At 67.2% G+C, this 24,332-nt stretch carries 20 protein-coding genes and 2 tRNA genes; 7 read left to right on the top strand and 15 right to left on the bottom strand.

Features of this window, described 5'->3' with window-relative positions:
• Window positions 1-97: 97 nt before the first annotated feature.
• Window positions 98-2,476, bottom strand: coding sequence for a thrombospondin type 3 repeat-containing protein (locus tag VGR67_01715; protein HEV8335119.1), 2,379 nt, complete (start codon window positions 2,474-2,476; stop codon window positions 98-100).
• A gap of 371 nt (window positions 2,477-2,847) precedes the next feature.
• Between VGR67_01715 and VGR67_01710 the strand changes: the two genes are divergently transcribed.
• Window positions 2,848-3,462 carry a hypothetical protein gene (locus VGR67_01710; GenBank protein ID HEV8335118.1) on the top strand — a complete coding sequence of 205 codons (615 nt, stop codon included), beginning with the start codon at window positions 2,848-2,850 and terminating at the stop codon, window positions 3,460-3,462.
• 175 nt (window positions 3,463-3,637) lie between these two features.
• Window positions 3,638-4,270 (top strand): hypothetical protein, encoded by a 633-nt coding sequence (locus VGR67_01705; GenBank protein ID HEV8335117.1) that lies wholly within the window; start codon window positions 3,638-3,640, stop codon window positions 4,268-4,270.
• Between the two features lie 159 nt (window positions 4,271-4,429).
• Here the strand turns inward: VGR67_01705 and VGR67_01700 are convergent.
• A tRNA-Ala gene (locus VGR67_01700) sits at window positions 4,430-4,505 on the bottom strand.
• Window positions 4,506-4,578: 73 nt separating this feature from the next.
• Between VGR67_01700 and VGR67_01695 the strand changes: the two genes are divergently transcribed.
• The gene (locus VGR67_01695; protein HEV8335116.1) at window positions 4,579-5,148 is read left to right on the top strand and encodes an HDIG domain-containing protein; all 570 of its coding nucleotides are present in this window, start codon (window positions 4,579-4,581) and stop codon (window positions 5,146-5,148) included.
• Window positions 5,145-5,516, top strand: a complete 372-nt coding sequence (locus VGR67_01690; GenBank protein HEV8335115.1) for a cyclophilin-like fold protein — start codon at window positions 5,145-5,147, stop codon at window positions 5,514-5,516. Before VGR67_01695 ends, VGR67_01690 begins: the two co-directional genes overlap by 4 nt.
• A 59-nt stretch (window positions 5,517-5,575) precedes the next feature.
• Here the strand turns inward: VGR67_01690 and VGR67_01685 are convergent.
• The 4 genes from VGR67_01685 to VGR67_01670 form a co-directional block, all read right to left on the bottom strand.
• Window positions 5,576-5,650: transfer RNA gene (locus tag VGR67_01685), tRNA-Val, on the bottom strand.
• Between the two features lie 51 nt (window positions 5,651-5,701).
• Complete coding sequence (locus tag VGR67_01680) at window positions 5,702-6,769, bottom strand: thiamine biosynthesis protein (GenBank protein ID HEV8335114.1); 1,068 nt, start codon at window positions 6,767-6,769, stop codon at window positions 5,702-5,704.
• Entirely contained in the window at window positions 6,756-7,067 is a 312-nt protein-coding gene (locus tag VGR67_01675; protein ID HEV8335113.1) for a sulfurtransferase TusA family protein, read from the bottom strand. Before VGR67_01675 ends, VGR67_01680 begins: the two co-directional genes overlap by 14 nt.
• Before the next feature lie 64 nt (window positions 7,068-7,131).
• Window positions 7,132-9,375 carry a M28 family peptidase gene (locus VGR67_01670; GenBank protein ID HEV8335112.1) on the bottom strand — a complete coding sequence of 748 codons (2,244 nt, stop codon included), beginning with the start codon at window positions 9,373-9,375 and terminating at the stop codon, window positions 7,132-7,134.
• Between the two features lie 70 nt (window positions 9,376-9,445).
• Between VGR67_01670 and VGR67_01665 the strand changes: the two genes are divergently transcribed.
• The 3 genes from VGR67_01665 (at window position 9,446) to asnB (ending at window position 16,284) form a co-directional block, all read left to right on the top strand.
• Window positions 9,446-9,949, top strand: coding sequence for a hypothetical protein (locus VGR67_01665; GenBank protein ID HEV8335111.1), 504 nt, complete (start codon window positions 9,446-9,448; stop codon window positions 9,947-9,949).
• A 56-nt stretch (window positions 9,950-10,005) separates the two neighbouring features.
• Entirely contained in the window at window positions 10,006-14,241 is a 4,236-nt protein-coding gene (locus VGR67_01660) for an ATP-binding protein (protein ID HEV8335110.1), read from the top strand.
• 153 nt (window positions 14,242-14,394) lie between these two features.
• A complete protein-coding gene (asnB, locus tag VGR67_01655) occupies window positions 14,395-16,284 on the top strand; it encodes an asparagine synthase (glutamine-hydrolyzing) (GenBank protein ID HEV8335109.1) in 1,890 nt (629 codons plus the stop codon).
• A 117-nt stretch (window positions 16,285-16,401) separates the two neighbouring features.
• On the opposite strand, the gene VGR67_01650 is transcribed toward asnB, so the two are convergent.
• The 9 genes from VGR67_01650 to VGR67_01610 all read right to left on the bottom strand — a co-directional run bounded on the left by VGR67_01650 (window position 16,402) and on the right by VGR67_01610 (window position 24,131).
• Complete coding sequence (locus VGR67_01650) at window positions 16,402-16,953, bottom strand: hypothetical protein (GenBank protein HEV8335108.1); 552 nt, start codon at window positions 16,951-16,953, stop codon at window positions 16,402-16,404.
• Window positions 16,954-17,023: 70 nt separating this feature from the next.
• Window positions 17,024-17,830 (bottom strand): tryptophan synthase subunit alpha, encoded by an 807-nt coding sequence (gene trpA, locus VGR67_01645; GenBank protein ID HEV8335107.1) that lies wholly within the window; start codon window positions 17,828-17,830, stop codon window positions 17,024-17,026.
• Entirely contained in the window at window positions 17,827-19,014 is a 1,188-nt protein-coding gene (gene trpB, locus VGR67_01640) for a tryptophan synthase subunit beta (GenBank protein HEV8335106.1), read from the bottom strand. Before trpB ends, trpA begins: the two co-directional genes overlap by 4 nt.
• On the bottom strand, window positions 19,011-19,625 hold the full coding sequence (locus tag VGR67_01635; protein HEV8335105.1) for a phosphoribosylanthranilate isomerase: 615 nt from the start codon (window positions 19,623-19,625) through the stop codon (window positions 19,011-19,013). The genes trpB and VGR67_01635 overlap by 4 nt, the downstream gene beginning before the upstream one ends.
• Complete coding sequence (trpC, locus tag VGR67_01630) at window positions 19,622-20,401, bottom strand: indole-3-glycerol phosphate synthase TrpC (protein ID HEV8335104.1); 780 nt, start codon at window positions 20,399-20,401, stop codon at window positions 19,622-19,624. Before trpC ends, VGR67_01635 begins: the two co-directional genes overlap by 4 nt.
• A gap of 1 nt (window position 20,402) precedes the next feature.
• Entirely contained in the window at window positions 20,403-21,431 is a 1,029-nt protein-coding gene (gene trpD, locus VGR67_01625) for an anthranilate phosphoribosyltransferase (GenBank protein ID HEV8335103.1), read from the bottom strand.
• A complete protein-coding gene (locus VGR67_01620; GenBank protein HEV8335102.1) occupies window positions 21,428-22,003 on the bottom strand; it encodes an aminodeoxychorismate/anthranilate synthase component II in 576 nt (191 codons plus the stop codon). The genes trpD and VGR67_01620 overlap by 4 nt, the downstream gene beginning before the upstream one ends.
• On the bottom strand, window positions 22,000-23,490 hold the full coding sequence (gene trpE, locus VGR67_01615) for an anthranilate synthase component I (protein ID HEV8335101.1): 1,491 nt from the start codon (window positions 23,488-23,490) through the stop codon (window positions 22,000-22,002). The genes VGR67_01620 and trpE overlap by 4 nt, the downstream gene beginning before the upstream one ends.
• A complete protein-coding gene (locus VGR67_01610; protein ID HEV8335100.1) occupies window positions 23,487-24,131 on the bottom strand; it encodes a hypothetical protein in 645 nt (214 codons plus the stop codon). Before VGR67_01610 ends, trpE begins: the two co-directional genes overlap by 4 nt.
• Window positions 24,132-24,332 lie beyond the last annotated feature (201 nt).

Raw genomic sequence — 24,332 nt, 5'->3', positions numbered from 1 at the left:
CTTGCTCTTCCTCAAAGCGAGAATGGCCGGGATCTGGGTAACTTAAATACCCCGAAGGCGCTGGAAGTCAAGCGGATTCTCCTCCGCCGCCCTGGCTTCACGGATCGCAGGCGTCCCCCAGACCGTTGCCGTTCGCGTCGGCCTGGGAGGGATTGTAGACGGACGGACAGTTGTCGCAGACCGTCCCGACGGTGTCGTGATCGCCGTCCAGCTGGCTGGCGTTGGAGACCGCCGGACAGTTGTCGTTGACGTTCTGAGCTCCGTCCCCGTCGCCGTCGGCTCCCGACGGAGGGCAGACGGTGGACGGGTAGAGGCTCGGCGGGCCGTGGATCGGGCCGCTGCCACAAGTGTTCCTTCCGCCCACCAGGTAGTAGTAGGCGGTGCCCGGCACCGGCACCGACCCCGCCAAAGACCAGGACCAGGCGGGCACCTCGGCGGCGAGGCAGCTCGGGTTGGGCGCGAAGGGGAGGGTGAGCGTCCCTCCATACACGTTGTAGACGTTCGACTGCGGAACGTGGGGCCAGGAGAGGTCGCCGCTGGCCGAGATCGCCAGCGGGTCCGGAACCTGGTCCGGCGCCGTCCAGACGCTGTTGACCCCGGGCGCGCAATCCTGGAGGTCGACGAACCCGTCGCCGTCGGTGTCGGGGTAGCGGAACTCGAAGGCTCCCATGTCGCTCAGGGAGGAGCCGTTGAGATCGCCGTCGGCCGGGCGCGGCAGATCGTCGTAATCGGCGGCGGGCAGGGTTCCAAACCCCGGGGCGTTCGTTCCCATCTCACGCAGCGGAGAGCTGGAGGTCAGGCGAAGATCCTCGGCCACGTTCGTGCCGCTCCCCCAGTTCGCCAGGATCCGGCTGGCGCGGGTCGTGGCGGTGGCGCACGTTCCGGGAGAGAGACAGTCGGCGTTGACGGTGCACAAGGCGTTCAGGGCGTTGCTGCAGACCTTGTACGACAACGCCGGGGTGAAGGTCAGGGTCTTGCTGGTGTTGTTGATCGCGGTGATCTGCCGCGACACGCCGTCGTCGTTGTATTCGATCCGGTTCCCGACCGCATAGCGCGTCGAAGCAAAGACCACGACGGTCGAGGAGGTCCCGTTCGCGTTGGTGTGATCCCAAAAGACGGGGGCATTGGTGAAAACCGGATTGAGGCCGATGTTCCCGTTGATCCCGATCACCGCGGCGTCGGTGTAGTCGCCGCGGATCTCGTTGGGGAGGTCCCCGAAGTAATCGCCATGGTCGTTGGTCGCGAAGGCGTTGAAGCTGTACAGCCCGCCGCCGCCCCCCGCGGTGGTCGCGTCGTTCTGGGCGATCAGGTTGTTGGTGAGGTGGTTCTTCGGGCTGACCTGCTGGCTGAGGATGAAGCTCGCGTAGACGCCGCCGCCGATGGCGGAGAAGACGGCCCCCTTCGGCACGGTATGGACCGTCATCACGTTTCCGACGATCGAGTTGTTCGTCAGGTTGAGATCCTCCAAGGGACTTCCCGTGCTGAGCCCCCCGCCGGCGCTTCCGCCGATGTTCCCCATCACGACGTTGTCGTAGGCCGACGTCCCGGAGGCGTAGAGGTACATGCCTCCCCCCTGGATGTTCGCTGAGTTGGCGACGATGAGGTTGTTGCTGAGCACCGTGCCGTTGCCGGCGGCGATGAACATGCCCGCGCCGCTCCCCTGCTGCGCCACCGTGACGTTGTTGCGGATGATGTTGTGGGTGATCACCGGCCGGCAGTCGAAGTTCAGGGAGAAAATGCCCGCTCCCCAGCCCAGCGCGGATACCTGGCCGCTTTGATCGGGAGGAGTCGTGGTGTTGCGCTGGACGATGTTGCCCGAGATGACCGGCTGCCCCTGGGCGATGTAGATTCCCGCCCCGTTCCAGTCGGGGGCGGGGAGTCCCGTGTTGTTCGCCAGGGTGTTGTCCTCGATCCGGCAGTTGGTGACGCGGGGCCACCCGGGCAGGTTGATCTCTCCGAACAGAATGACTCCCCCGCCGCCGATATTGAAGTACTGGTTCCCGACCGAGTCGGTGAGCGTCAGGCGATCGCCGCTGCCGTGGATGATCCGCAGGCCCGAGATCGAGAAGTTGAGGCGCGGCCGGTTGAAGCCCACGGCGCCGCCGCCGGCGAGGATGACCGCCGAGCGGTTCAGCCCTTTGGCGTCGACGGTCGTGACGTCCCGGCCCGCTCCGATCAAGTTGATATTGGGGTAGACGTAGAGCCGTTCGGGATAAGTTCCCGCCGCGACCAGGACGTCGGCCTGCAAGGCGTTGTTCGAGCCGATGGTGCAGTTCGCGATGTTGATGGCGTCCTGGATCTTGTGACAGGGTTGGGCCTGGCTCCCGCAAGTCGGAGCGGCGCAGGAGCCGGTGCAGCCGCTGCTGGTCGGGACGCAGTCGGTGGTGGCCGAGGAGACGATATCTGCGTAGAAAGTAAAATCCGACAAGGCGGACGGAGGGGGCAGCAGGCAGCCCAACGCTGCCGCTAAGATCAACAGGCTCAATAGCCTTCGGCCGCGCTCGGGGCGCGGAAGATAGGCAGGGAAATAGCGCACAACGTTCACCTTCGCCGGAAGCCCTCTCTGCGAGGCGACTCTCCGGCCCCTCATCGAAGGTGCGGTCAGACTGTGGAAAACAGGCGAAGCGCAAGTCAGAGACTCTTTAGATACGGCTAAAGTGCTCGTTGTCAAGGTGATTTTGCTTCGGTAGAATCATGCTTGAAGGCTATATTGCCGAGGAAGGAGCCTCCCCGAACCGCGCCGACAAAAAACGACCATCGCAGGCCATTTCTCCCTTGACGGCATTCCCGGATCAACGTACTATCCTGCCCGGACAGGCAATCCAGCCAAAGAGGGGGATACTCTATATGGGACGCAGAAGGATTTTGCTCGCCGGCTTCTTCGTTAGTCTTCTTGCGCTGACCACGCTTCTGGCTGGCTCACCTGCTCCAACCAGCCAGATTTCCGTGGGTGATTTCGCGGTCCTGGTCGCGTCGAAAATCGACTCGAGCGATACCTCGAAACCTCTGACCCCCGGCGTCGCCGCGGACATCCTGCGCAAGCATGGACTGAAGGTCAGCTCCGAGCTGAACAGCGGGCTCACGGAGAAGGACGCGGCCGACCTCTTCGCGCAGCTCGGCATCTCGCTGCAGACGGAACATCCCGAGAACATTCTCAACCACGAGCGGGCCACCAGACTCATCGAGATCTTCGGCAGCAACCTCGCGGCGGCCGGAGAGAAGGGCACGACCTCGTTCGCCTCCAAGACCTCGGGAGCCACGCTGAACGCGGCCTCCCTGGACACGACGCCGTTCGACTGCCAGTCGCTGCCGCGGCCTCCGGCCCCTTGCTCAGGGCCGCAGTCGGTGTGCAACCCCTGCATGGACTGCTGCAAGAACCAGCTCGGCCTGACCGGAAAGACCTGCGGACGTCTCTGCCAGAAGAAGAACCTGGTCGTCAGCCCCGAGGAGCCGACGCCCTAAGATTTCGCCTGACGAATTACAAAAAAGCGCACCTCGTGCTTTGGCGGGGTGCGCTTTTTTCGTTTGTGTCAAAGTGCCCGTCCGGCGCCGCTTTTTTGTGTTGACTGTTTTGTAATCCGCAATATATTAAGAAGGGTTTTTCCGACGCTTCCCTTTTTCCTCAGGAGACCAACTCATGAGCCGTATCGGGAAATCGGATAGAAGGACACAACTCACTCTGGTCCGGGTCGTCCTGGGCCTGGCGGCCGCGAGCTTTCTTGCGGCGATGCCCGTTCCGGCCGCCCGCACCATCACCGTCGGGGATTTCGCCGTCCTCGTCGCCTCCCGCCTGCAGATTCCGGATGCCAGCCAGCCCGCGTTGACCCAGGAAGCGGCCGTCATGGTTCTTCAACGATCCGGGATCAAGATCCGTCCGGAGCTTTCCTCGACGATGACCGAAGCGGACGCCGCCGACATCTTCGGCCAGCTCGGGATCTCTCTCGCTGCGCAGGATCCCGCTTCCCCGCTGCTCCGTGACCGGGCCCTCTCGCTGCTCGGGATCTTCGGCAGCACGCTCTCCGCGAAAGTGGGAACCGTCTCGCCCGCCTTCTCGAGAACCGGGGGCGCCGATCTCTCCTCGAGCGCGCCGGCCCCGATGCTCGAGCAGTCGATCATCGAATGCCAGAACCTCCCGAAAACGCAGGATTGCCAGACCTGCTGCCGCGATCTCCTGGGTGGCGCCCAGAGCGACAGCCACACGAATCGCATCTGCGGCAAGGCGTGCAACACGAAGTCGAGAAACGTGAGCGCCTCGGAGCCGACTCCTTAGGGCGCCAAGCGCCTCACGCTCCGTTCTGATTTCCAGCTCGCGGCCAGATCCTCTGGGACTGGCCGCGATTCTGTTTGCGCCCATGCCGGCACGCTTTCCCGCTTCAGGCGCCGGCGCGCGATGGTCGTGACGATGGTCGTGAGATGTGAGGAAAGGGGTTGGTGGACGGTAAGGGGATCGAACCCTCGACCTCTGCGTTGCGAACGCAGCGCTCTCCCAGCTGAGCTAACCGCCCGGACGAAGACCGATTCTATGGAAGCAGCGGGCCTGGAGTCAAGAGTCGCAAGCGCGCGCGGGATCTCGCGAGCATGATCCCTAACCGCCCGACGCGCGCCGAGGCGTGGGATCTTCTTCGCGAGCACACCCAAGGCGACGGGCTGCGGAAGCACGCTCTGGCAGTGGAGGCGGCCATGCGCGCCTACGCCGGCGCCGCGGGGGCCGACCCGGAGCTCTGGGGCATCGCCGGCCTGCTCCACGACTTCGATTACGAGAAGCATCCCACCCTCGAAGAGCATCCGGCCTTCGGAGTCGATCTGCTTCGCCGGCTCGGCTACCCGGAGGAGATCCTGCGCGCCATCCTGGCCCACGCGCCGCACACCGGAGTGGTTCCCGAGACCCCGATGGAAAAGACGCTCTTCGCCGTTGACGAGCTCTGCGGCTTCCTGACCGCCTGCGCGCTGGTGCAGCCCGGAAAGAAGCTCTCGGAGGTGCGCGTGAGCTCGGTGAAGAAAAAGCTCAACGACAAGGCGTTCGCCCGGGGCGTCAGCCGGGAGCACATTCGCGAGGGGACGGAGGCGTTGGGAGTGGATCTCGATCGTCACATCGAGTTCGTGCTGGGGGCCCTTGCCTCCATCGCGGCGAGCCTGGGTCTCGGATGAGAATACGCCTGCGGGTCGGGAGCGAGGCGATCGGCGGCGAGCTCTTCGACTCGCCCGCCGGAAGGGCCGTGGCCGAGGTCCTGCCTCTCGAGACTTCCTTCAATACGTGGGGCGATGAATTCTACCTGTCGGTTCCGATGCACCCGCTTCCGCCGGAAGAAGGCGCGGGGGTGGAGATGCAGGTGGGCGACATCGCCTACTGGCCCGAGGGGAATGCGCTGGCGATCTTCTTTGGCCCCACGCCCATCAGCCCCGGCGCGGAGCCGGTCGCTTTCAGCCCGGTGATCCGGGTCGGCCGCTTCGAGGGCGACCCCGGGGCGTTCCGGCGCTCGGCCGGAGCGCCCACGATCCGCATCGAGCCGGCCTGAAAGACCTTCCGTTTCTCTTCCCAATCAAGGATCACCGGCGGGCGGTGGAAAGGGGCGGCTGGTGGGGCGTGCTGGATTTGAACCAGCGACTTCTACCGTGTGAGGATAGCACTCTCCCGCTGAGTTAACGCCCCACTGGAGGACTCTTCGGAACCGGCCGATTGTATCATGAGGCCGGAAGCCGATCAGATCCGGTATCGATCCAGGACTTCGTCCGCGGGCGGAGAGACCCGCAGTCGCTCGACGAAATCGTCGCGGCGGGCGGTCACTTCGATCTCCGTCTCGTCGCGCCGGGAAGAATAGCGCGCCGCGATCGCCGCGATCAGCCGGCGAAGCTCGGGATCGGGATCCCCTTGCACGATCACCAGGGGGCTGCCGGCGTCGGGGACTTCGAACCACCATCGCCCCGCCCGATGCTTCGCCAGGAAGACGTTCTCCGCTTCGTCCCTCCCGACCACGACCTTGACCTCATGGGAGACGCGGAAATGCCTGCCCACCTTGAGAATCACCGCGTCCTCGGTGCCGGGCTCGAACGGCACCTGGTGGGAGAGGACGTCCTTGAGCCGCCGCGAGAAGGTGTCATCGGTCAGCGAGCAGCATCCCCCCGAGGGCTGGGGGAACTCCCCGATTTCAAAGGTCTGCGCCAGCGCCAGCTGACCACGCCGGGATCGGCCGGAGATCGAAAGCAGCCGGGCGCGATCCACCCAGCCGCGCCTTTCGGGGATCGTCTCCGGAAGGTGCTGGGCCGAAAGGGGGCGCAGGAGAAGACCTTCGAGGCCCGCTTCCTTTTCGATCGTCTGGAGAGCCGCGAGATGCTGCGACATGGGACGCTGGCCCAGCACTTCGCCGGTGAACACGAAATGAGCGTCGAGCTCGAGCATCTCCTGCCGCGCCTTGCGCAGCATGAAGATGCGGCAGTCGATGCAGGGATTCATGTGGGCCCCATGGCCGAACTTCGGATGGGTGACGATCTGGAAGTATTCCTTCTCGACCGGGACGATACGCACCTCGATGTCCAGATCGGCCCCCGCCCGCAGCGCCTCGTTCCGCAGCCGGTGCAGGGCTTCGCCGGGCCGGCCCACGGCCCTTCGCTGATCGTTGCTGCAAAACCCGGTGGCGTAGTTGAAGCCGTGGACCTCGATCCCCTGTTCCATCAAGACGCGCGCCGCCAGCGTCGAATCCAGTCCGCCGGAAATCAGGCCGACGGCGCGGATCGTCCCGGGCCGGGCTGGGGCCGTTTCATTCCTTTCCATCGTCGATCTGCTCCCCGCTCCGGCGCGGCCGGCCTACTTTGCGCACGAACAGGTGAATCTCTCCCGCCTGCTGCGAATCGCCGAGATACTCGTGGCCCGCCGACTTGCACCACGACGGCATGTCCACGAGGATGACGCGATCGTCCGAGAGAACCTCGAGGATTTGCCCCCGGCGCATGTCCCGCATCCGCGCCGCCGTCTTGATAATCGGAATCGGACAGAAGAAGCCGACCGTATCGAGAACCTCGTCCGGTCGCGGCAGGGCCGGGCCTCCCGAGCCATCCTCTTCCGCGCGCATCGCTGCTCCGCCGTCCCCTGAGACTGATGCGTTTCCTTGCCGAGTATAGCAACAAAATCCGCCGTCACGAGAGTCGTTTGAGATAATGGACTCTCGCCTCGATGCGGAAGGTCTGGAACGGTCCCTGGGGCCGGAGCCCCAGGAGGTCCGAATCGTAGGAGAGGTCCGCCTCCAGAACGACGTGCTGCGCGCCCTGCCGGCGCAGGCGAAAGGTCTCGTCCACTTCCCTTCCTGCGGGGAAAACGATGCGCCGCACCTCTTCGAACCCTCGCCAGCCTCCGTCGCGCTCCTCTTGAAGCCCCTTCTCGCCTCGAATGCGCAGCGCCACGCGCCGCGGGCCGCCCGGAGGCGAGCCATGGATCCGGATCGCCAGCTCCCCATCCGGGAAGCTCTCGACGTCCGCCTGGAGCCCGGGGAGATCAAGCTTCGGAAATGGGACGATCCGATCGGCCGCCGGCGCGTCGGGCAGCTTGCCGATCCCTTCGAGGCGCACGGATCTCAGGCTCTCGAGGGAGGCGAGGGCGACCTCCGCCCGGCGGCGCTGCAAGTCGACCGTTTCGGCCACCTCCACCAAGGCGCGGTGGTTCCGGTCGTACGACGGACGGATGGCGTTCGCCGAGGCGGCGACGAGAGCGAGCAAAGCCAGGATCAGCCCGGTGAGGGGGCGGAAGAGAGGGCCGCCGGCCCGGGCGTAGAGCGCTTCGGGCATGCACAGGAGATGCTGGAGGAAGAGGAACCACGGGAAGAAGAGAATACCGGCCCCGATCGCCGCCGCATGCGGCGGCAAGGGGATTCCCGAAAGCTCCAGGATCATCCGATACGTCGTCGGCGAGAGGAAAGGAAGGAAGGCGGCCGCGCCCATCAATCCGAGCGCCAAGCGCCGGATGGCGAACTGGCTCCAGGCTCCGGCGAGCATGACCGCCGCCCCCAGAACGAAAGGCCAGGACGCATCGAGGCGATTCACGACGACCAAGGAGCCGCCCATCGCTCCCAGGAGAAGGATCGCGGGCGTGAGGTAGGCGCCCGGCCGCGTCGTCGGTCTCAGGAAGCGCGACAGGAACAGCGAGAGCCACAGGGTGAACCCTCCCGCCAGGGTGGCGCCCGCGACGTGCAGGCGAGGGTGCGCGAACCAAGGATGCTGCAGGCCGCGGCTGGCGCCGAGCAGGGTTTCAATCAGAAACGGGCCGGAGACCGCCAGGGCGGCGAGAGGAAGGCAGACCAGCACGCCGCGAAACCCCTCTCCGAGGGCCGCGAAAGAAGTCACTTCGCGCCGGAAGCGTGCGAGAGTGACGGCCCCGAGGATCGCCGCAGCCAGGAGCAGGCCGAGAAGCGCTTCGCGCGTGAGAAACCATGGCCGCCCGAAGAGCGCGAGCGGAACATGGAAGCGATCCTCGGGTTCGGGCGGGAGCGCCCCCCCGTCGGCCTCCGACACCATCTCGACGACCAGATCCCGGGCGGCGAGAAGCGTCTCGCCTTCGACGCGTTGCGGGAGATCCTCGGAGGTGTGGTAGATCCAGCTCGGGAACTGGCAGCTCAGGTTGAGCGCGGGAATCCCCTTCTCCAGGAACGATTCGTGATCGGCGGCATGCGGGATCGTGATGAACCGCGGCACGATGGCGAGCCACGGATCGAACGACACGCGCCCCGTCTTGGCGCGCCCCTCGGCCCGCGCCAGCATGCGGTTCGCCCAGAGCTGCGGCGGGACCGGAAAAGGAGCCACGAAAATCCGCCCCGATCCGACGAAGTCGAGGGTGATCGCCCTCTGGAGAGGCGGACCTTGCCAGGTTTCGACGAAATGCCGCGAGCCGGGAAGCCCGAAGGTCTCCTCGCCTCCGAAGGAGGCGAACACCAGGGTGCGGCGGTGGGGCCGGGAGGCGAAGATCCTGGCCGCCTCGAGCATCACCGCCACCCCGGAGGCGTCGTCGGCGGCGCCGGGGCAGGAGGGATTCCTGCTGTCGTGATGGGCCCCCACCAGAATCGCCTCCGGAGCGCTCCCCGGCAGGATCCCGATCAGGTTGGCGGTGGAAACGGCGACTTGCGCTCCAGAAGGCAGGAAGACCCGATCGAAGCTCTCCCGCCGGGCCTCGAGGCCGGCTTTCTGGAACTGCTCGAGGATGTAGTCCTGCGCGGCTTGGTCGGCCGCGCTTCCCGCGGGCCGGGGGCCGATTTGCGCGGCCAGGAATCGCACGTGGCTGAGGAGGCGGTCCATTCCCGGAGCGTCGCGCTGGGATAGCCGGGATCGGCATGCGCCAAGCGGCAGCAGCAGGGAAATCGCTCCCGAAACCAACACGATTCTCAGGGGTTGCATCGCCCCTCCTTGACGATCAAGGCCGCAGAGTTTAGCATAACTTCAATGAACTAAAATACTTGGAGCCTCATTGAACCGGCAACGACGCAAACCGCAGCGCTCCCCCTCCTCGGCCGCTTGGATTGGTCTCTGGCTGGGACTAATCCTTCTTTCGGGATATCTGACTCCGACGCGAGCCGATGGAACGGACTCCGAAGAAGAGAGACCCTCGCTCTCCGCGCCGCTGGACGTGCTCGCTCGCGCCTTCCGGGCCGGCAGCCCAAACCTCCTGCGAAGCCTGCTGCATGGGGACGGGAAGATCCATGCCTCCTTTCCGGCCCTCGGGATCGAGCCCGGTTATTACAGCGGGGATCAGGTCTATTTTCTCTTCCGTGATCATTTCAAGGGACGCAGGACGATCAGGTTCAACTTCCTCAAGGGTGCCGACGTTCCGCCGCGCTCGCAGAACCTCACGGCCGTCGCGCGCTGGGTCTACCGGGTCGGCGGCTCGCGGGACTTCACCGCGGAGATTGCCTTCACCCTTGTCCTCCGGGAGAACGCCTGGTGTCTTCAGGAAATCCGGGAGCTCCTGTAGCCGAACCTCGCTCCGGACTGAAAAACGGGTGGACCGCCGCGGTCTTTCTGGGGGCGATGATTCTCGCCCTGGTGATTCAGATCTTGGATCTGCGCGGCGATCTCGCGCTTCTCTCAGCCTGGCACCAGGGCGCCTTTCTGCTACTCATCTCCCTCGTGGCCATGGTTTCCTTCCGAGAGCCCCAAGGCCCTCCGCCGCTGCGCTTCCTGACGGCCGTCGCTCTGGCCCTCTCCGTCGCGCTCGCCGCGATCGCCCTGACCTTCCACGTGTCCGAGCATCAGCTGCGTTCCGTCTGGGTCCAAAGGGGGAAGGCTCGTCTCGTCGCGCCGATCCGGGGAATCCGCCAGGAATTCGACCGATTCCTCGCCGGGCTCCTCGAAATTCCTTCTTCCTGGCGTTCCGGGGTCCCGGCGGCGAGCCGTCTCGAGCGCTTCCGCGACCTCGAGCGGCGCGTGACGTCGTACGGGGAAACGCGCGACCGCTATGGATGGACTCTGTGGCGTTCGGGGGAGCTCGATTCCTGGGCGGGCCGCTCTTCCGTCGCGCTCGGCGCCCGGGACGCTTCGGGGCAGAAGGACTATCGGGTGATTCAAAGCGGCGCGGCCGTCTTTCTGGTGGCGACCGCTCCACTCGGCGAAGGATACACCCTTCAGGGGGAGTATCTCCTCCAGTCCCCTCTCGAAAAGCAGCCCTACCTGCCGCTTCCGACTCTCGCGAAGATCGCCGGCGAGGAGCGGGTCTTCCTGAGGCCGATTCGCGAGGATGAGCCCGCCTTCGCGGCGGGGGCCGCCCGGCAGTCCGAAGCCGTCCGCTGGGACGAGCCGGCCGGGGGTCCCGCAGTCGCCTCCATCTCTCTGCGCCAGCCCGGAGGCCCCGAGCTGGCGGTGGTCCGAATCCAGGACTCCCGGGTGGACGCCGTTCGCGAGAAACTGCTTGACGGTTGCCAGCTGGCGGGGCTGATCCTCGCGCTGCTGGCGATCGGGGTCGCCTCGTCGAGGCTCCTGCATCGTTCCTTCCGAGGCCGCCGCCCCGCCCTCTCCTTCCTCTTGTTCACGCTGCTCCTGTGGAGCGGAAGACTTCTGCTTCTCGCCTTTCACGATCTGTTGCGGGGCTTTCCGTTCTTCGACCCCGGAAAGTTCGCCTGCTGGCTCGCCTGGGACCTTCTCATGTCGCCGGCGGACCTCTTCCTGACCGCCCTGTTCCTGGGAATCCATGTCGGCGCATGGAATCGCTGGGCCTCCGAATGCGCCCGCGGCTCCTCCACGCGTCGGCTCTCGGCATGGATTCACCTGCCGGTTCTGGCGCTGCTCGGCGCGTTCCTCGTCAAGCTCTCGGATGAGGCGCCCCGGGACGCCAGCTTCGAGCTTCTGAGGATGGAGTTCTCGCCACCCGATTGGGCCCGGCTCCTGGTCCAGGGGGGACTCTTCCTGTTCGCCGCCTCCTGGCTCGCGCTCGCCGCGATCGCGTTGCGGCTCTTTCGGTCGGCCCCGCGCTCCGCCCCGTCGGGACTTCCGGCGGCGGCCCGTTTCTATCTGTTCGTGGCTCTGTCCACGCTCCTCTACCTGCCGCTCGTCGGCCGGTCGGCGATCCGCCAGCGGGAAGAGTTCTTCTCCAGCAAGCTGCTCGACCGGGTGGAGCGCCACCAGGTGCAGCGTCGGGACCTCCTCAAAGGAGTCCTGGACCGGATTCACTCCTCTCCCGAAATCGGCGAGATTGTCGCGCGCCACGCGGCCGGCTCGGGGGAGGGTCTCGCCTATCTCGTCTGGGCGGCGACGCGCCTCGATGAGATCGGTCTGAGCTCCTCGCTGCGCATCTACTCCGGGGAAGGGTCGCTCGTCGGCCGGTTCGGCTTGAACCTCCCGGCCAAGATGGAAGCGCGCTTCCCGCCCTCGGGCGAGGAGGGAAGCATCCGCAGGATCGTGGCGCCCCTGGGCGTTTCCCGGAAGAAGGTCCTGGTCGGAGAAGCCTCCCGCATGACTGCCGCGGGCGCCACCCTGCGCTTCCAGGTTCACCTCCTCGACGAGTACGAGAACCTGCCTTTCCTCAGGGCGGACAACCTCTACGTGCAGCTCTTTCCAAGGCCGGGCACGCAGGAAACCAACCCGGAGCTGCTCGGGTCCGAGCCTCTCGTCGTGGTCTACGATCCGGCGGGAGAGAGAGTCTATTCGAGCCTGGAGGGGGGGCCCGATCTTCCCCGGGCGGCCGCCACGATGGCGCCGCAGGAACAGCGCTGGGAAACAGTCCGGGTCGGCGAAAGCTCCTATCGCACGAAGATCAAGAAGACGGCCGAGAGGATTTTCGCGGTGGGGTTCCTGCTTCCCTCGGGCCTGGAGGAGGCCGGGGCGTTCGTCCGCACGACCCTTCTCGGCTTCCTGCTCGCGGGCCTCGTCTGGGTCCTGGTCCATCTGGTCGCCGCTCCCTCCCGCGGGGCGCCGCGCCGCCAAAGTCCATTCTTCAAGCGCCTGGTCGCGATGATCTTGGCGGCCTCCCTCGTCCCGCTCTTCCTTCTTTCGTTTTTCCTCCACCGCTTCGTGGTCCGTGAAATGAACGAGAACCTTCGCGAGGAGGGGCTGTCCTCCCTGTTCGTGGCGCGACGCATCGTCTCCGACTATCTCGCCGGAGAAAGCGAGTCGCAGGAGCCCGAGGTGGACGACGACGTCGCGTTTTGGCTGCGCAGCGTCGTGCGCCAGGACATCAACGTTTATCTCGGGGATCGGCTGTCCGCCACGAGCGCCCGGGAAATCTACGCCTCGGGACTCCTTCCCACGCGGCTGAATTCCCGGGTCTATACAAGGCTCATTCTCCGCCGCGAGTCCTCGGCGCTGAGCGAGGAGAGGCTCGGCACCCTGAAGTACCAGACCATCTCCGCGCCGCTTCCGTCGGGCGGGGATTCGCGGGGAATCCTATCGCTGCCCCTGGCCGAGAAACGACAGGAGATTCTTCGCAAGCGCGCCGACGTGGAGGAGGCGATCCTGATCGTGACGGTCGGGATGCTGTTCCTCCTGACGGTGCTCGCCCACTTCCTGGCGCGCCGGGTGTCGGAGCCCGTCGTCGCCCTGTCGGAGGCCGCCCGGCGCATCGAGTCGGGAGACTACGACGCGGAGGTGCGCGTCTTCGCACGCGACGAGCCGGCGCTGCTGATCGAGTCCTTCAATCGCATGGCCGCGTCCTTGCGCCGCCAGCGGGAGGACCTCCGCCAGCGGACCGATTACATCGAAAAGATCCTGCTCAACGCGACGACGGGAGTGATTTCGACGCGGCCGGACGGCCGGGTGGTCACGATCAATCCCGCCGCACGCTTCCTGCTTGGCCTTCCGGAGGAACGGCTGGAGGGGGAACTCCTGGCGTCCGTGTTGGAGCGCCAGGCTTCTCTCGCTCCGCTGCGCGAGATTCTGACGGCGTCCCAGCCCGGCAAGGAGCGATCGTGGCAGATTCGGATGGAGGGGAGATCCAAGCCAGTGACGCTCCAGGTGGTCTCCCTCCCCTTTCGGGAATCGCCCGATTCGCCCGCGGGGAGGATTCTCCTGCTCGAGGACCTGACCGATACGCTGCGCTCCAGCCGGCTGGAAGCCTGGGCGGAGATGGCCCGGCGCATCGCGCACGAGATCAAGAACCCTCTGACTCCGATCCAGCTCTCCGTCGACCACCTCCGCCGGGTCCACCGGTCGGGCGATTCCCGTTTCGACTCGATCCTGGAGGACTGCCTGGACACGATCCAGAAGCAGGTGCGGAATCTCCGGACGATCGCCGGGGAGTTCTCGGACTACGCCCGGATCCCGGAGGTGCGCCCGGAGAGGGTCCCGACTTCGGACATCATGGAGGAGGTCCTCGCGCCTCTCCGGGCGGCCCCTCCGGCCGGGATCCGGCTCGAGTCCTCCGTCGTCCCCGGAACGCCCGATCTCTTCGTGGATCGGAGCCTGACGCGCCGCGCCCTCCTGAATCTCGTCCAAAACGCGCTCGAGGCGATGCCGGCGGGGGGAACTCTATCGCTCACCGCGGAGCGCTCGGAAATCGCCGGGAATCATCGGCCGCCGCGCGTGAAGATCCTGATCTCCGACACGGGAAGCGGGATGGATGCACCGACGCTGGCGCGCCTTTTCGAGCCCTATTTCTCCACCAAGGAGCTGGGCACCGGGCTCGGCCTGTCGATCGTCCGGAAGACCGTCGAGGAACAAGGGGGTCGCGTGGAAGTCCGCTCGGAGCCGGGAGCCGGCACCCGGGTCCTGCTGGATCTGCCGGCGGCCGAGGAACCTCCGGAGGGCCGGGCGGCGCGCCTTCCCGAGGGAGGATGACCCGGCCGGCGATTCCCTTCATATATAATTGCCCAGTGGTCCAGTTCAGATCGGTTTTCGAAAGGACTGGCTGAAGCTGCCGGCGCAAAGGGCGCGCCGCAGCTTAGCCCGACAGCGTTTTCCGCGTGGCGTCCCGGAAGGGAGATTTAGAGCGTGTGTGGAATCTGCGGGGTCATGGCGCTGTCCGATCGGGCGGTCCTCCCGGATCCCGAGGTGGTGCGGAGAATGACCTCTCTCCTGGCCCACCGGGGGCCGGACGACGAAGGGTACCTCTTCGAGCCGGGCGTCCAGCTCGGACACCGCCGGCTCAGCATCATCGACCGGCGCGGAGGCCATCAGCCGATCGCCAACGAGGACGGGTCGCGACACATCATCTTCAACGGAGAGATTTACAACCACGCGGAAGTGCGCCGCCATCTCGAGCAGAAGGGGCACCGCTACCGGACGGCGAGCGACACCGAGACTCTTCTCCACCTGATGGAGGAGGAAGGTCCCGAGGGGTTGAACCGCCTGAACGGGATGTGGGCGTTCGCCGTCCACGATCGGAATCGAAGGCGTCTGCTTCTCGCCCGTGATCGGTTGGGGGTCAAGCCTCTCTATTACGCCCAGGCGGGCGACCTGCTGCTGTTCGCTTCCGAGATCAAGGCTCTGGTCGCGTCGGGGCAAGTGCCCTGCGAAATCGACTCGGCGGCCCTGGCCGCCTACCTCGAGTGCCAATACGTTCCAGGCCCGCGGACCATCTTCAAGGCGATCAAGAAGCTCCCGCCCGGCCATGCCCTGCTGGCCGATTCCTCCGGCATCCGCGTCGAGCGCTTTTGGCGCCCCTCCTTCCGGCTCGACCGGGTGCCGTCCTTCCCCGAGGCGGCCGAGCAGCTCCGGGCGCTTCTCCTCGATTCGGTGCGGCTCCGGCTTCTCTCGGAAGTGCCGCTGGGCGCCTTCCTGAGCGGCGGGATCGACTCGAGCATCGTGGTGGCGTTGATGGGGCTCGCCTCCTCCCAGCAAGTGAAGACGTTCACCGTCGGGTTCCAGGGAGAGGGGTGGTACGACGAATCGCCCGAGGCGGAGGCGGTGGCGCGGCATTGCGGCACCGACCACCAGACGCTGAAGATGGAATCGGTGGACCTCCCCGCCCATCTCGAGCTGGCGGTGCGGGCGCTCGACGAGCCGATGGCCGACCCGGCCTCCATCCCCACCTACCTGATCTCGCGCTTCGCGCGCCGGTGGGTGACCGTGGTGCTCACGGGGGAAGGGGCCGACGAGCTCTTCGGGGGATACGACCATTTTCGCTTCGAGCGGATTCTGGCGCGGCTCGGGCTGCTGGGAAAGCTGGCCGGCCGGGCGGCCTCGTCACTGTTTCCGGAGACGGGCTCGGCCCGCATCCGCCGCGGTCTGGAGGCGGCGGCGCTGTCCGAGCCGGAGCGCCATCTGCGCGTCCGCGCCGCCCTAGGGCCCGCCGAGGTCGCCGGCCTGCTGGGCCGCTCCGTCGAGCTGCGCTCCCGCGCCGCGCGGGCCGCCTTGGAGGAGGCGCTGGAGGGCTACTCCTCGCACGATCCCGTGAATCGCCTCCTCTTCCAGGATCTCTCCACCTGGCTGCACGACGATTTGCTCATGAAGGTGGACAAGATGAGCATGCTGGCTTCCCTGGAAGCGCGCGTGCCGTTTCTCGATTACCGGGTGGTCGAGCTCCTCTTCTCCCTGCCCGGCTCGTACAAGATCCGGCGCGGCCGCGGCAAGGTCCTGCTCCGCGCCGCCTTCGCCGATCTAATCCCGGCCCGGACGCTCGAGCGCCGAAAGCACGGCTTTGCGCTCCCGATCCGGGACTGGCTGCGCCGCGACCTGCGCGACTACGTTCACGATCAGTTCGCCGCCCGCGGGGACGCTTTCTACGACCACGTCGATCGGCAAGCGGTCGAGAGGATGATGCATGGCTTCTATCATGGCCGCGCCGACCGGGGCCTGCCGCTCTGGATTCTCCTGACGCTGAAAGTCTGGTTCCGGCAGGTCCTCCAGGCTCCGGCCAGCCTGGCCCCCGCGGCGCGCTGAGCCGCGCCTCCTCTTTCCTCGATTTTAACGAAGTGAGCATGGCGCCGCCCGGGGCTTCGCTCGCGAGGGGGCGGACGCGGGGGCGGGGCGCCGAGACGGGAGAGTCTCGCCGGGAGGTCAGCGCTTCGCGGCCGGCCTCAGGCTGAGCGACGCGCCGACTTCGATCTGTTCGGGCTGAATGGCGATGCGCCGGACCCGGACGTCGAGCTGGGCCGGCCTCCCCTGGAGAAGCACCGTCTGCTGGAGAAGGGACTGGATGTCCACGGGCTTCACGACGTCGCGGAGATCGATCGTGCCGTAACCGGGGATGTTCAAGGGAAGGCTTTCGACCACGACCTGATAGCCGCCGCCCGCCACGCTCCGCAGGGCAAGGACCGGCCGGATCACCTGATCGACGGGGAAAGGCGATCCCTGGCAGCGTATCGCGAAGCGGATCTTGCCGTTCTGAAAGCTCAGCTCCCGGGGGTCGGTGAACGTCAAGCTTTCCCTGAGAAGGGTGGTGCCGAGGTCGACTTGGTAGGGGGTCGCCGAGGCGATCAACTGCTGAATGGCCGGTCGGCGAAGGGAAAGGCTGAGATCTTCGGGGGCGGGCGCGGCGGCCCGCGAAGGTCGGCTCGGGGAAGCGAGGACGAAAAGAACGATCAAGGCGACGGCCAGTCGGCGCTGCATGCTTCGACCCTCCGAATCGAGGACTGACGAACAATTCAGTATAACAGCGCCGCGCCGACGGGCCCAGGCCTCAGCCGGACCGGCCGTAGCCCTCCGGCAGGATTTCCCGGACCCGGCGGCTCAGGGCCTCCGCGAGGTCCGAGCGCGCTCCGGCGTCCTCCACCGCCTTCACCAGGGCGCTGCCGACCACGAACCCGTCGGCGAAGGCGGCGATTTCCTCCACCTGGCTTTTCGTGGAAACGCCGAAACCGACCGCGATCGGCAGAGACGTCGTTTCCCGCAGCCGCTCCACCCCCTCGCGCAGCTCGGGAGGCAACCCCTGCCGCTCGCCGGTCACACCGGTGCGTGCCACGTAGTACACGAAACCGCGGCAGGCCGCGGCGATCGCCGGAAGACGCGCCGGGGCGGTCGTCGGCGCGACCAGGAATATCGGAGCGATCCCGCAGGAGAGCAGGAACTTTCGGTAGTCGTGCGATTCTTCGACCGGCAGGTCGGTCGCCAGGACTCCGTCCACCCCCGCTCCGGCGGCGGCGCGCGCGAAGGGCTCCATTCCCATCCTAAGGAGCGGATTCACGTAGGTGAAGAGGATCAGGGGGATGGAAGATCTGTCGCGGATCCGCCGGACGATCTCGAGAACGCCGGCCAGCGTGGTCCCTCCCGCGAGGGCCCGCGCCGCGGCGCGCTGGTTGACTTCACCGTCCGCCAGCGGATCGGAGAAAGGGACGCCCAGCTCGACGAGGTCCGCGCCGGCTCGCTCCAGGGCGAGAACCAGGTCCAGAGTGACCTTCGCGGAGGGGTCTCCGGCGGTCAGATACGGAATGAACGCGGCCCGGCGGTGGCGCCGCGCGCCCGCGAACGCCTCCTCAATCCTCCTCAAGCCTCCTCCTGCGCCAGCACCTGGTCGACGTCCTTGTCGCCGCGGCCCGAGAGATTCACCAGCACCCGGCTCCCTTCGCGCAGCCCGGGGGCGGCGCGCCTCAGCCATCCCAGCGCGTGGGCCGGCTCGAGGGCCGCGAGAATTCCTTCGGTGCGGGCGAGAAGATGGAAGGCGCCGAGCGCCTCCGCATCGGTGGCGATCTCGTACCGGACCCTTCCCTGCTCCCGGAGGAAAGCATGCTCGGGCCCGACCGCCGGGTAATCGAGGCCCGCGGAGATCGAATGCGTCCCGCGGATGTTTCCATCGCCGTCCTGCAGGACGTAGGTGAAGGTTCCATGGAGGACGCCCGGGGAGCCTCCCGAGAACCGGGCGGCATGGCGCCCGCTTCCGATCCCGAGCCCTCCCGCCTCCACGCCCACCATCTCCACCCCGGCGTCGTCGAGAAAGGGATGAAACAGCCCGAGGCTGTTGCTGCCGCCGCCGACGCAGGCCACGAGGAGATCGGGAAGAGACCCGACGGCGGCGAGGTACTGGGCCCGCGCCTCCCTGCCGATGACCGACTGGAAGTCACGCACGATCGCGGGATAGGGGTGGGCTCCCAGCGCGGATCCGAGGACGTAATGGGTGGTCCGGCAGTTCGTGACCCAGTCGCGCATCGCCTCGTTGATGGCGTCCTTGAGCGTCCGGGTCCCGCTGGAGACGGGGACGACCTCGGCTCCCAGAAGACGCATGCGAAGCACGTTGGGAGCCTGGCGCGCCATGTCGTCTTCCCCCATGTACACGGCGCAATCCATGCCGAGCCGGGCCGCCACGGTGGCGGTCGCCACCCCGTGCTGTCCCGCGCCGGTCTCGGCAATGACGCGCCGCTTCCCCATCCAGCGCGCCAGAAGGCCTTGTCCCACGGTGTTGTTGATTTTGTGGGCGCCGGTGTGGGCGAGGTCCTCGCGTTTCAGGTGAATCCGGATCCGGCCCAGCTGCTCCTCCAGGCGGGCGGCGTGCGTCAGGGGCGTGGGGCGCCCCACGAAGTCCCGGAGGGTGGCGTTCAGCTCGGCCTGAAACGCGGGATCGCGGCGGCAGGAGGCGTGAGCTTCCTCAAGCTCCTGAAGAGGGGCCATCAGCGTTTCGGGGACGAAGCGCCCTCCGTAGGCTCCATAACGGCCGCGGTCGTCGGGACCCGTCCTCATCGCTCCGCCTCCCGCACCGCTTGCAGAAAGCCCTCCATCAGAGAGGGATCCTTCACGCCGGGAGCCGATTCGATGCCGCGGCTGACATCGACGCCGTAGGGACGGACGACCCGCACTGCATTCGCCACGTTCTGCGGCGTCAGGCCTCCGGCCAGGATGACCCGCCGCCCCGGAAATCCCCCGCGGAACCTCTCCCAGTCGAAGGGAGCCTTGCCGCCGGCGCCGGACGGAGCCGCTTCGAGAAGACAGGCCTCGCAATCGTAACGATCCAGCGCCCGGCTGTCCCATCCCTCCGAGACCCGGAAGACTTTGATGAGGGGTCCTCCGACGGTGGCGCAAAGCCCCGGACTCTCCGAGCCGTGCAGCTGAACGGCCGAGAGCCCCAGCTCGTCCCGGATCCGTCTGACCCGCATCGGATCTTCGTCCGCGAACACGCCGACGCGGGAGATCAGCGGAGGGCACCCGCGCAGCAGCTCCCGCGCCCGCGCCAGATCGAGAAAGCGAGGGGTTCCGGGCACGAACACCAGGCCCACCGAGTCCGCCCCCAGGTCCGAGGCGGCGAGCAGATCCTCGCGCCGGGTCATCCCGCAGAACTTGATTCGGACTCTCATCGCGTCCACTCCTTGAGAAGAGCCGTCGGATCCGGAGCGGTCATGAGGCGCTCTCCGACCAGAAAGGCGCGGTACCCGGAATGGGCCAGCCGATCGAGGTCGCTGCGCTCCCGGATGCCGCTTTCGGCGATCGCCAGCACGTCCCCGGGGATGCGCTTCGCGAGCCGCAGGCAAACCTCGGGGTCGACCTGGAAGCTTCCCAGATCGCGGCTGTTCACGCCGATCAGATCGGCTCCGGAGTCCAGCGCGATCGCCAGCTCGCTTTCGGCGTGAACCTCGACCAAAGGAGCCATCCCGAGCGCCACGGTCTCGCGCATCAGGCGCGACAGCTGGCGGGAGGAGAGGAGACGAACGATCAGCAGCACCGCGTCGGCGCCCATCGCCCGGCTCTCCTCCACCTGCACGGAGTCGATGAGGAAGTCCTTGCGGAGGGCCGGCAGGTCCGCGGCGCGGCGCGCCTCTTCCAGGTGCGCAGGACTCCCCTGAAAATAGCACTCGTCGGTGAGGACCGAAAGCGCCGCCGCTCCTCCTTCACGGTAGTGGAGAGCGAGCCGCGCGGGCTCGAACTCGCGCCGCAGGACCCCGCGGCTCGGAGAGGCTTTCTTAATCTCCGCGATGATCCGATGTCCCGATCCGCCGGAGAGAGCCGCCCGAAAATCCCGAGGCGGGGAAGCCGCCGCGAGGCGGCCTTCCCGGCGGCGTCGCGCGGCGGCTCTCCCGAGGGCGTCGATCTCGCTCCGCTTAAGCGCCCGCACCTCTTCGAGGAAGTCTCCCATATCATCCTGCCGCCGCCGGCGCGGTCAACCGTCTGAGGGCGTTCAGCTTGGCGAGGGCCGCCCCGGAGTCGAGAGAGCGCGCCGCGAGCGCCAGCCCCTCCGGAAACGACGCGGCGACCCCGGAAACGAGCAGCGCCGCCGCGGCGTTGACCACGACGATGTCTCTCCGGGGGCCGCTCTCTCCGGCGAGGACAGCGGAGACGATCGCGGCGTTCCGGGCGGGATCCCCGCCGGCGAGATCGGCCGGCGCGGCGCGCGCGATGCCGAGCTCGCGCGCGTCGAGCACGCTGGTGCGGATCGCCCCGCGGTCGAGCTCGGCGACGTGCGTGGCCGCCGTCGTGGTGATCTCGTCCATCCCGTCGAACCCGTGCACGACGAGCGCTCTCCGCGTCCCCAGCAGAGCGAGGGCCCGGGCGACCGGTTCGAGCCATCGCGACTCGTAGACGCCCACCACCTGATAGGGGGCGCGGGCGGGATGGATCAAGGGTCCGAGGAGATTGAAGACGGTTCGCACGCCGAGCGCCTTGCGGACCCCGGCCGCCTGACGCATGGCCGGGTGGAACGCGGGGGCGAACAGGAAGCCCAGCCCGGCCTCATCGAGGCAGCGCCCTACCGTAGCGTCGTCGCATTCGATGCCGACCCCGAGCTGCGCCAGGAGATCGGCGCTGCCGCAGCGCCCGGAGACCGCCCGGTTTCCGTGCTTCGCCACGACCGCCCCGGCGCCGGCCGCGACCAGGGCGGCCGCGGTCGAGATGTTGAAGCTCCCGGCTCCATCCCCTCCGGTTCCGCAGGTATCCACGATTTCCGTCTGCCGGGTCGGCACGCCGCGCGCTCCCTGCCGCATCGCGGCGGCGAACGCGGCGATCTCCTCCGGCGTCTCCCCTTTCATACGCAGCGCGATGAGGAAGCCGCCCAGGAGCGCCTCGCTGGCGGCTCCCGCCATGATCTCCTCGCAGCAGGCGCGCGCCTCCCCCGCGTCGAGATCGGTTCTCTCCAGAAGCTTGCCGAGCGCCGCCTCGATCCGGCTCACGGATTTCCCTCGAGGAAATTGGACAGGAGGCTCATCCCCTCCCGGGTGAGGATCGATTCGGGGTGGAATTGAACGCCCTCAACGGGGAATTCGCGGTGCCGGACTCCCATGATCACGCCTTCCGGGGTGCGCGCGCTGATCGCCAGGCATCCCGGAAGGCTCTCGGGGCTGATCACCAGGGAATGATAGCGCGTGGCCGAAAACGGGTTCGGCAAGCCGCGGAACAAGGTCCGCCCGTCGTGGTGAATCGGGGAGGTCTTGCCGTGGAAAATCGCCGGAGCCCGGACGATTCTTCCGCCGAAGGCCTCGCCGATGGCCTGATGACCGAGGCAGACGCCGAGAAGCGGCACTCTTCCCGCCATGGCTTGCACGAGCGACACGGTGATCCCGGCGCGCGAGGGAATGCCCGGCCCCGGAGAGATCACGATGCGCTCGTAGCCCGCGGCCGCCACCTCGTCGACTCCCCGCGCGTCGTTGCGCAGCACTTCGACGTCGGCGCCCAGGATTCCGAGGTATTGGACGAGGTTGTAGGTGAAGGAATCGTAGTTGTCGAGGACCAGGACTCTTCTCAGACCATCCTCCCGGCCTCGCGGACTGCGGTGAAAAGCACCTGCGCCTTGCTCAGGCACTCCCGATTCTCGCGCGCCGGGGTCGAATCGGCCACGATCCCGGCGCCCGCTTGAAGATAAGCCGTCCTCCCCTTCATCACGGCGGTGCGCAGCGTGATGCAGGTGTCGAGATTGCCGGAGAAATCGACGTAGCCGACGACGCCGGCGTAGGGCCCCCGCTTGAGGCCTTCCAGCCGATCGATGATCTCCATGGCGCGGAGCTTGGGCGCCCCCGTCACGGTGCCGGCGGGGAAGCAGGCCATCAGCGCCTCGGCGGGATGGACGCCCGGCCGGAGCGCCCCTTCCAGGCTGGAGACGAGATGCATCACGTGCGAGTAGCGCTCCACTTCCATGAACTGCTTGACCGTCACGCTGCCGAACCGGCAGACCCTCCCCAGATCGTTGCGCCCGAGGTCGACCAGCATGAGGTGCTCGGAACGCTCCTTGGCGTCGGCGCGCAGGCTCGCCTCCAGGATCCGGTCCTCCTCCTCGCCGCTCCCGCGGGGCCGCGTGCCGGCGATGGGGCGCGTCTGAATGCGGCTTCCCTCGACCCGCACCAGCATTTCGGGAGAGGCTCCCGCCAGGGTGACCTCGGGGAAGGCGAGGTAGAAGAGGTAGGGGGATGGATTCAGCCGGCGGAGCGTCCGGTACACGGAGAAGGGGGAGGCGGGAGCCGGATGCTCGAAGCGCCGGGAAAGGACGACCTGGAAGATCTCTCCCGCGCGGATGGCGCGCCGGGCCTGCTCCACGGCGTGCAGGAACTCGCGATCGGGGCGGGTAGGGCGCAGGCGCGGCGCGACGCGCGGCCGGGAGAGCCGGTGGCGCGGGGGGGCCTCGGCGAGCCGGCGCTCGATCGCGAGAATCCGGCGGCAGGCCTCGCGATAGCGCGCTTTCCAGCTCCCCTTCCCGTCCTCGGTGCGCACCAGGGAGATGATCTGGATTCTCTGGCGCGGGTGGTCGAAGGCGAGCAGCAGGTCGTAGAAGCCGAAAACCAGGTCGGGAACCTGCAGATCATCCACGACAGTGAACGGTATCCTCTCCCGCAGCCTCGCCAGATCGTAGGAGATGTAGCCGACGCCGCCACCCGCGAATCGCGGCAGGTCGGGGATCGGAACGGGGCGATAGCGGCGGGAGAGCATCCGGAGCGCCTCGAGAGGGTCCTCCGCGAGAGACCGGCTTCTGCCCCCTTCCTCCAGGACGCTTCGCCGTCCCCATCCCTTGAGCACGCAGAACGGGTCCCGGCCCAGGAACGAGTAGCGGGCGAGGCTCTCTCCCCCTTCCACCGACTCCAAAAGGAAGTGCTGGCGCGCCCCGACGGCGAGCCGCATCGAGGCCGACACGGGCGTCAGGAGATCGGCCGCGATCTCGCGGCAGACCGGGATCAGGTTCCCCCCCTGGCGCAGGCGGCCGAACTCCTCTTCGCCGGGCCGGAACGGGGGGCCGCCGATCAAGGAAGCGGCTCCTTTCCCACGACGAAGGTCACGACGACGGCCTCTTGGAGCTCGGGCGTCTTGAAAGAAAGATGAAAGGGACCGCCCAGGATCCCCTCTTCCGGCACCGGGAAATACAGAAGGTCCGACATGTAGCCGAATCGCGGAAGCTGGATGTCGTCGTGGACGATGCCGCGGGTCACCGAAGGGTAGAAATTGCTCGGGATCGGCGTGTAGCGCTCCACGCTCGTGCCGATGAACTGGTAATTCTCGCGGAACAGGTTCCGATCGAATCCGCCGCGGTGGTACTCCGCCTCGATGATCTCCAGGGGCAGGGGGCTGTAGCGTTTCCCGAGCGAGTCCTCGAAGGAGAAGCTCTCGCGGGTGACCCGCAGCGTCGGGGCCCCCTTGTTGGCCAGGGTGACGAACAGCGGGAAGTACTTCTCCTTGACGTTGTATTGCGCCGCCTGGGTGCCGACGACGAGCAGGACGAGGCTTCCTTCGTCCTTGAAATTGAACGGGCTGAGCTTGGACGAATAGGGCGAGACCACGCGCGGATTGTCGGCGGTGGCGCACGCCAGGCCGAACGCCAACCCCGCTGCCACGAGCCCTCTCGCAGGAAGCCGCCCATGCCGAAGCTCCGAACGGGTGCGCTGTCTCATGCTTCCCTCCTTTCTACGGGGAGAGCCGTGCCCAATAAAAAAACCTCTTCCCGAGAGAAGAGGTCCATGCCGCCACTCCGCCATTCGGCGTCCCGTCCGGAAGCGCCGGCAGCGCCTCGCGGTCGGCGCCTGCTCGCAGGATCAGGCGCCGGAGTGGCGGCTTCGCCAAGGACGATGGAGTCGTCGGAAAGCGGAGAGGAG

The organism is Candidatus Polarisedimenticolia bacterium, assembly GCA_036004685.1.
In the GTDB taxonomy this organism is placed as follows: Bacteria; Acidobacteriota; Polarisedimenticolia; order Gp22-AA2; family AA152; genus DASYRE01.
This window is presented reverse-complemented; position numbering and strand designations above follow the sequence as displayed.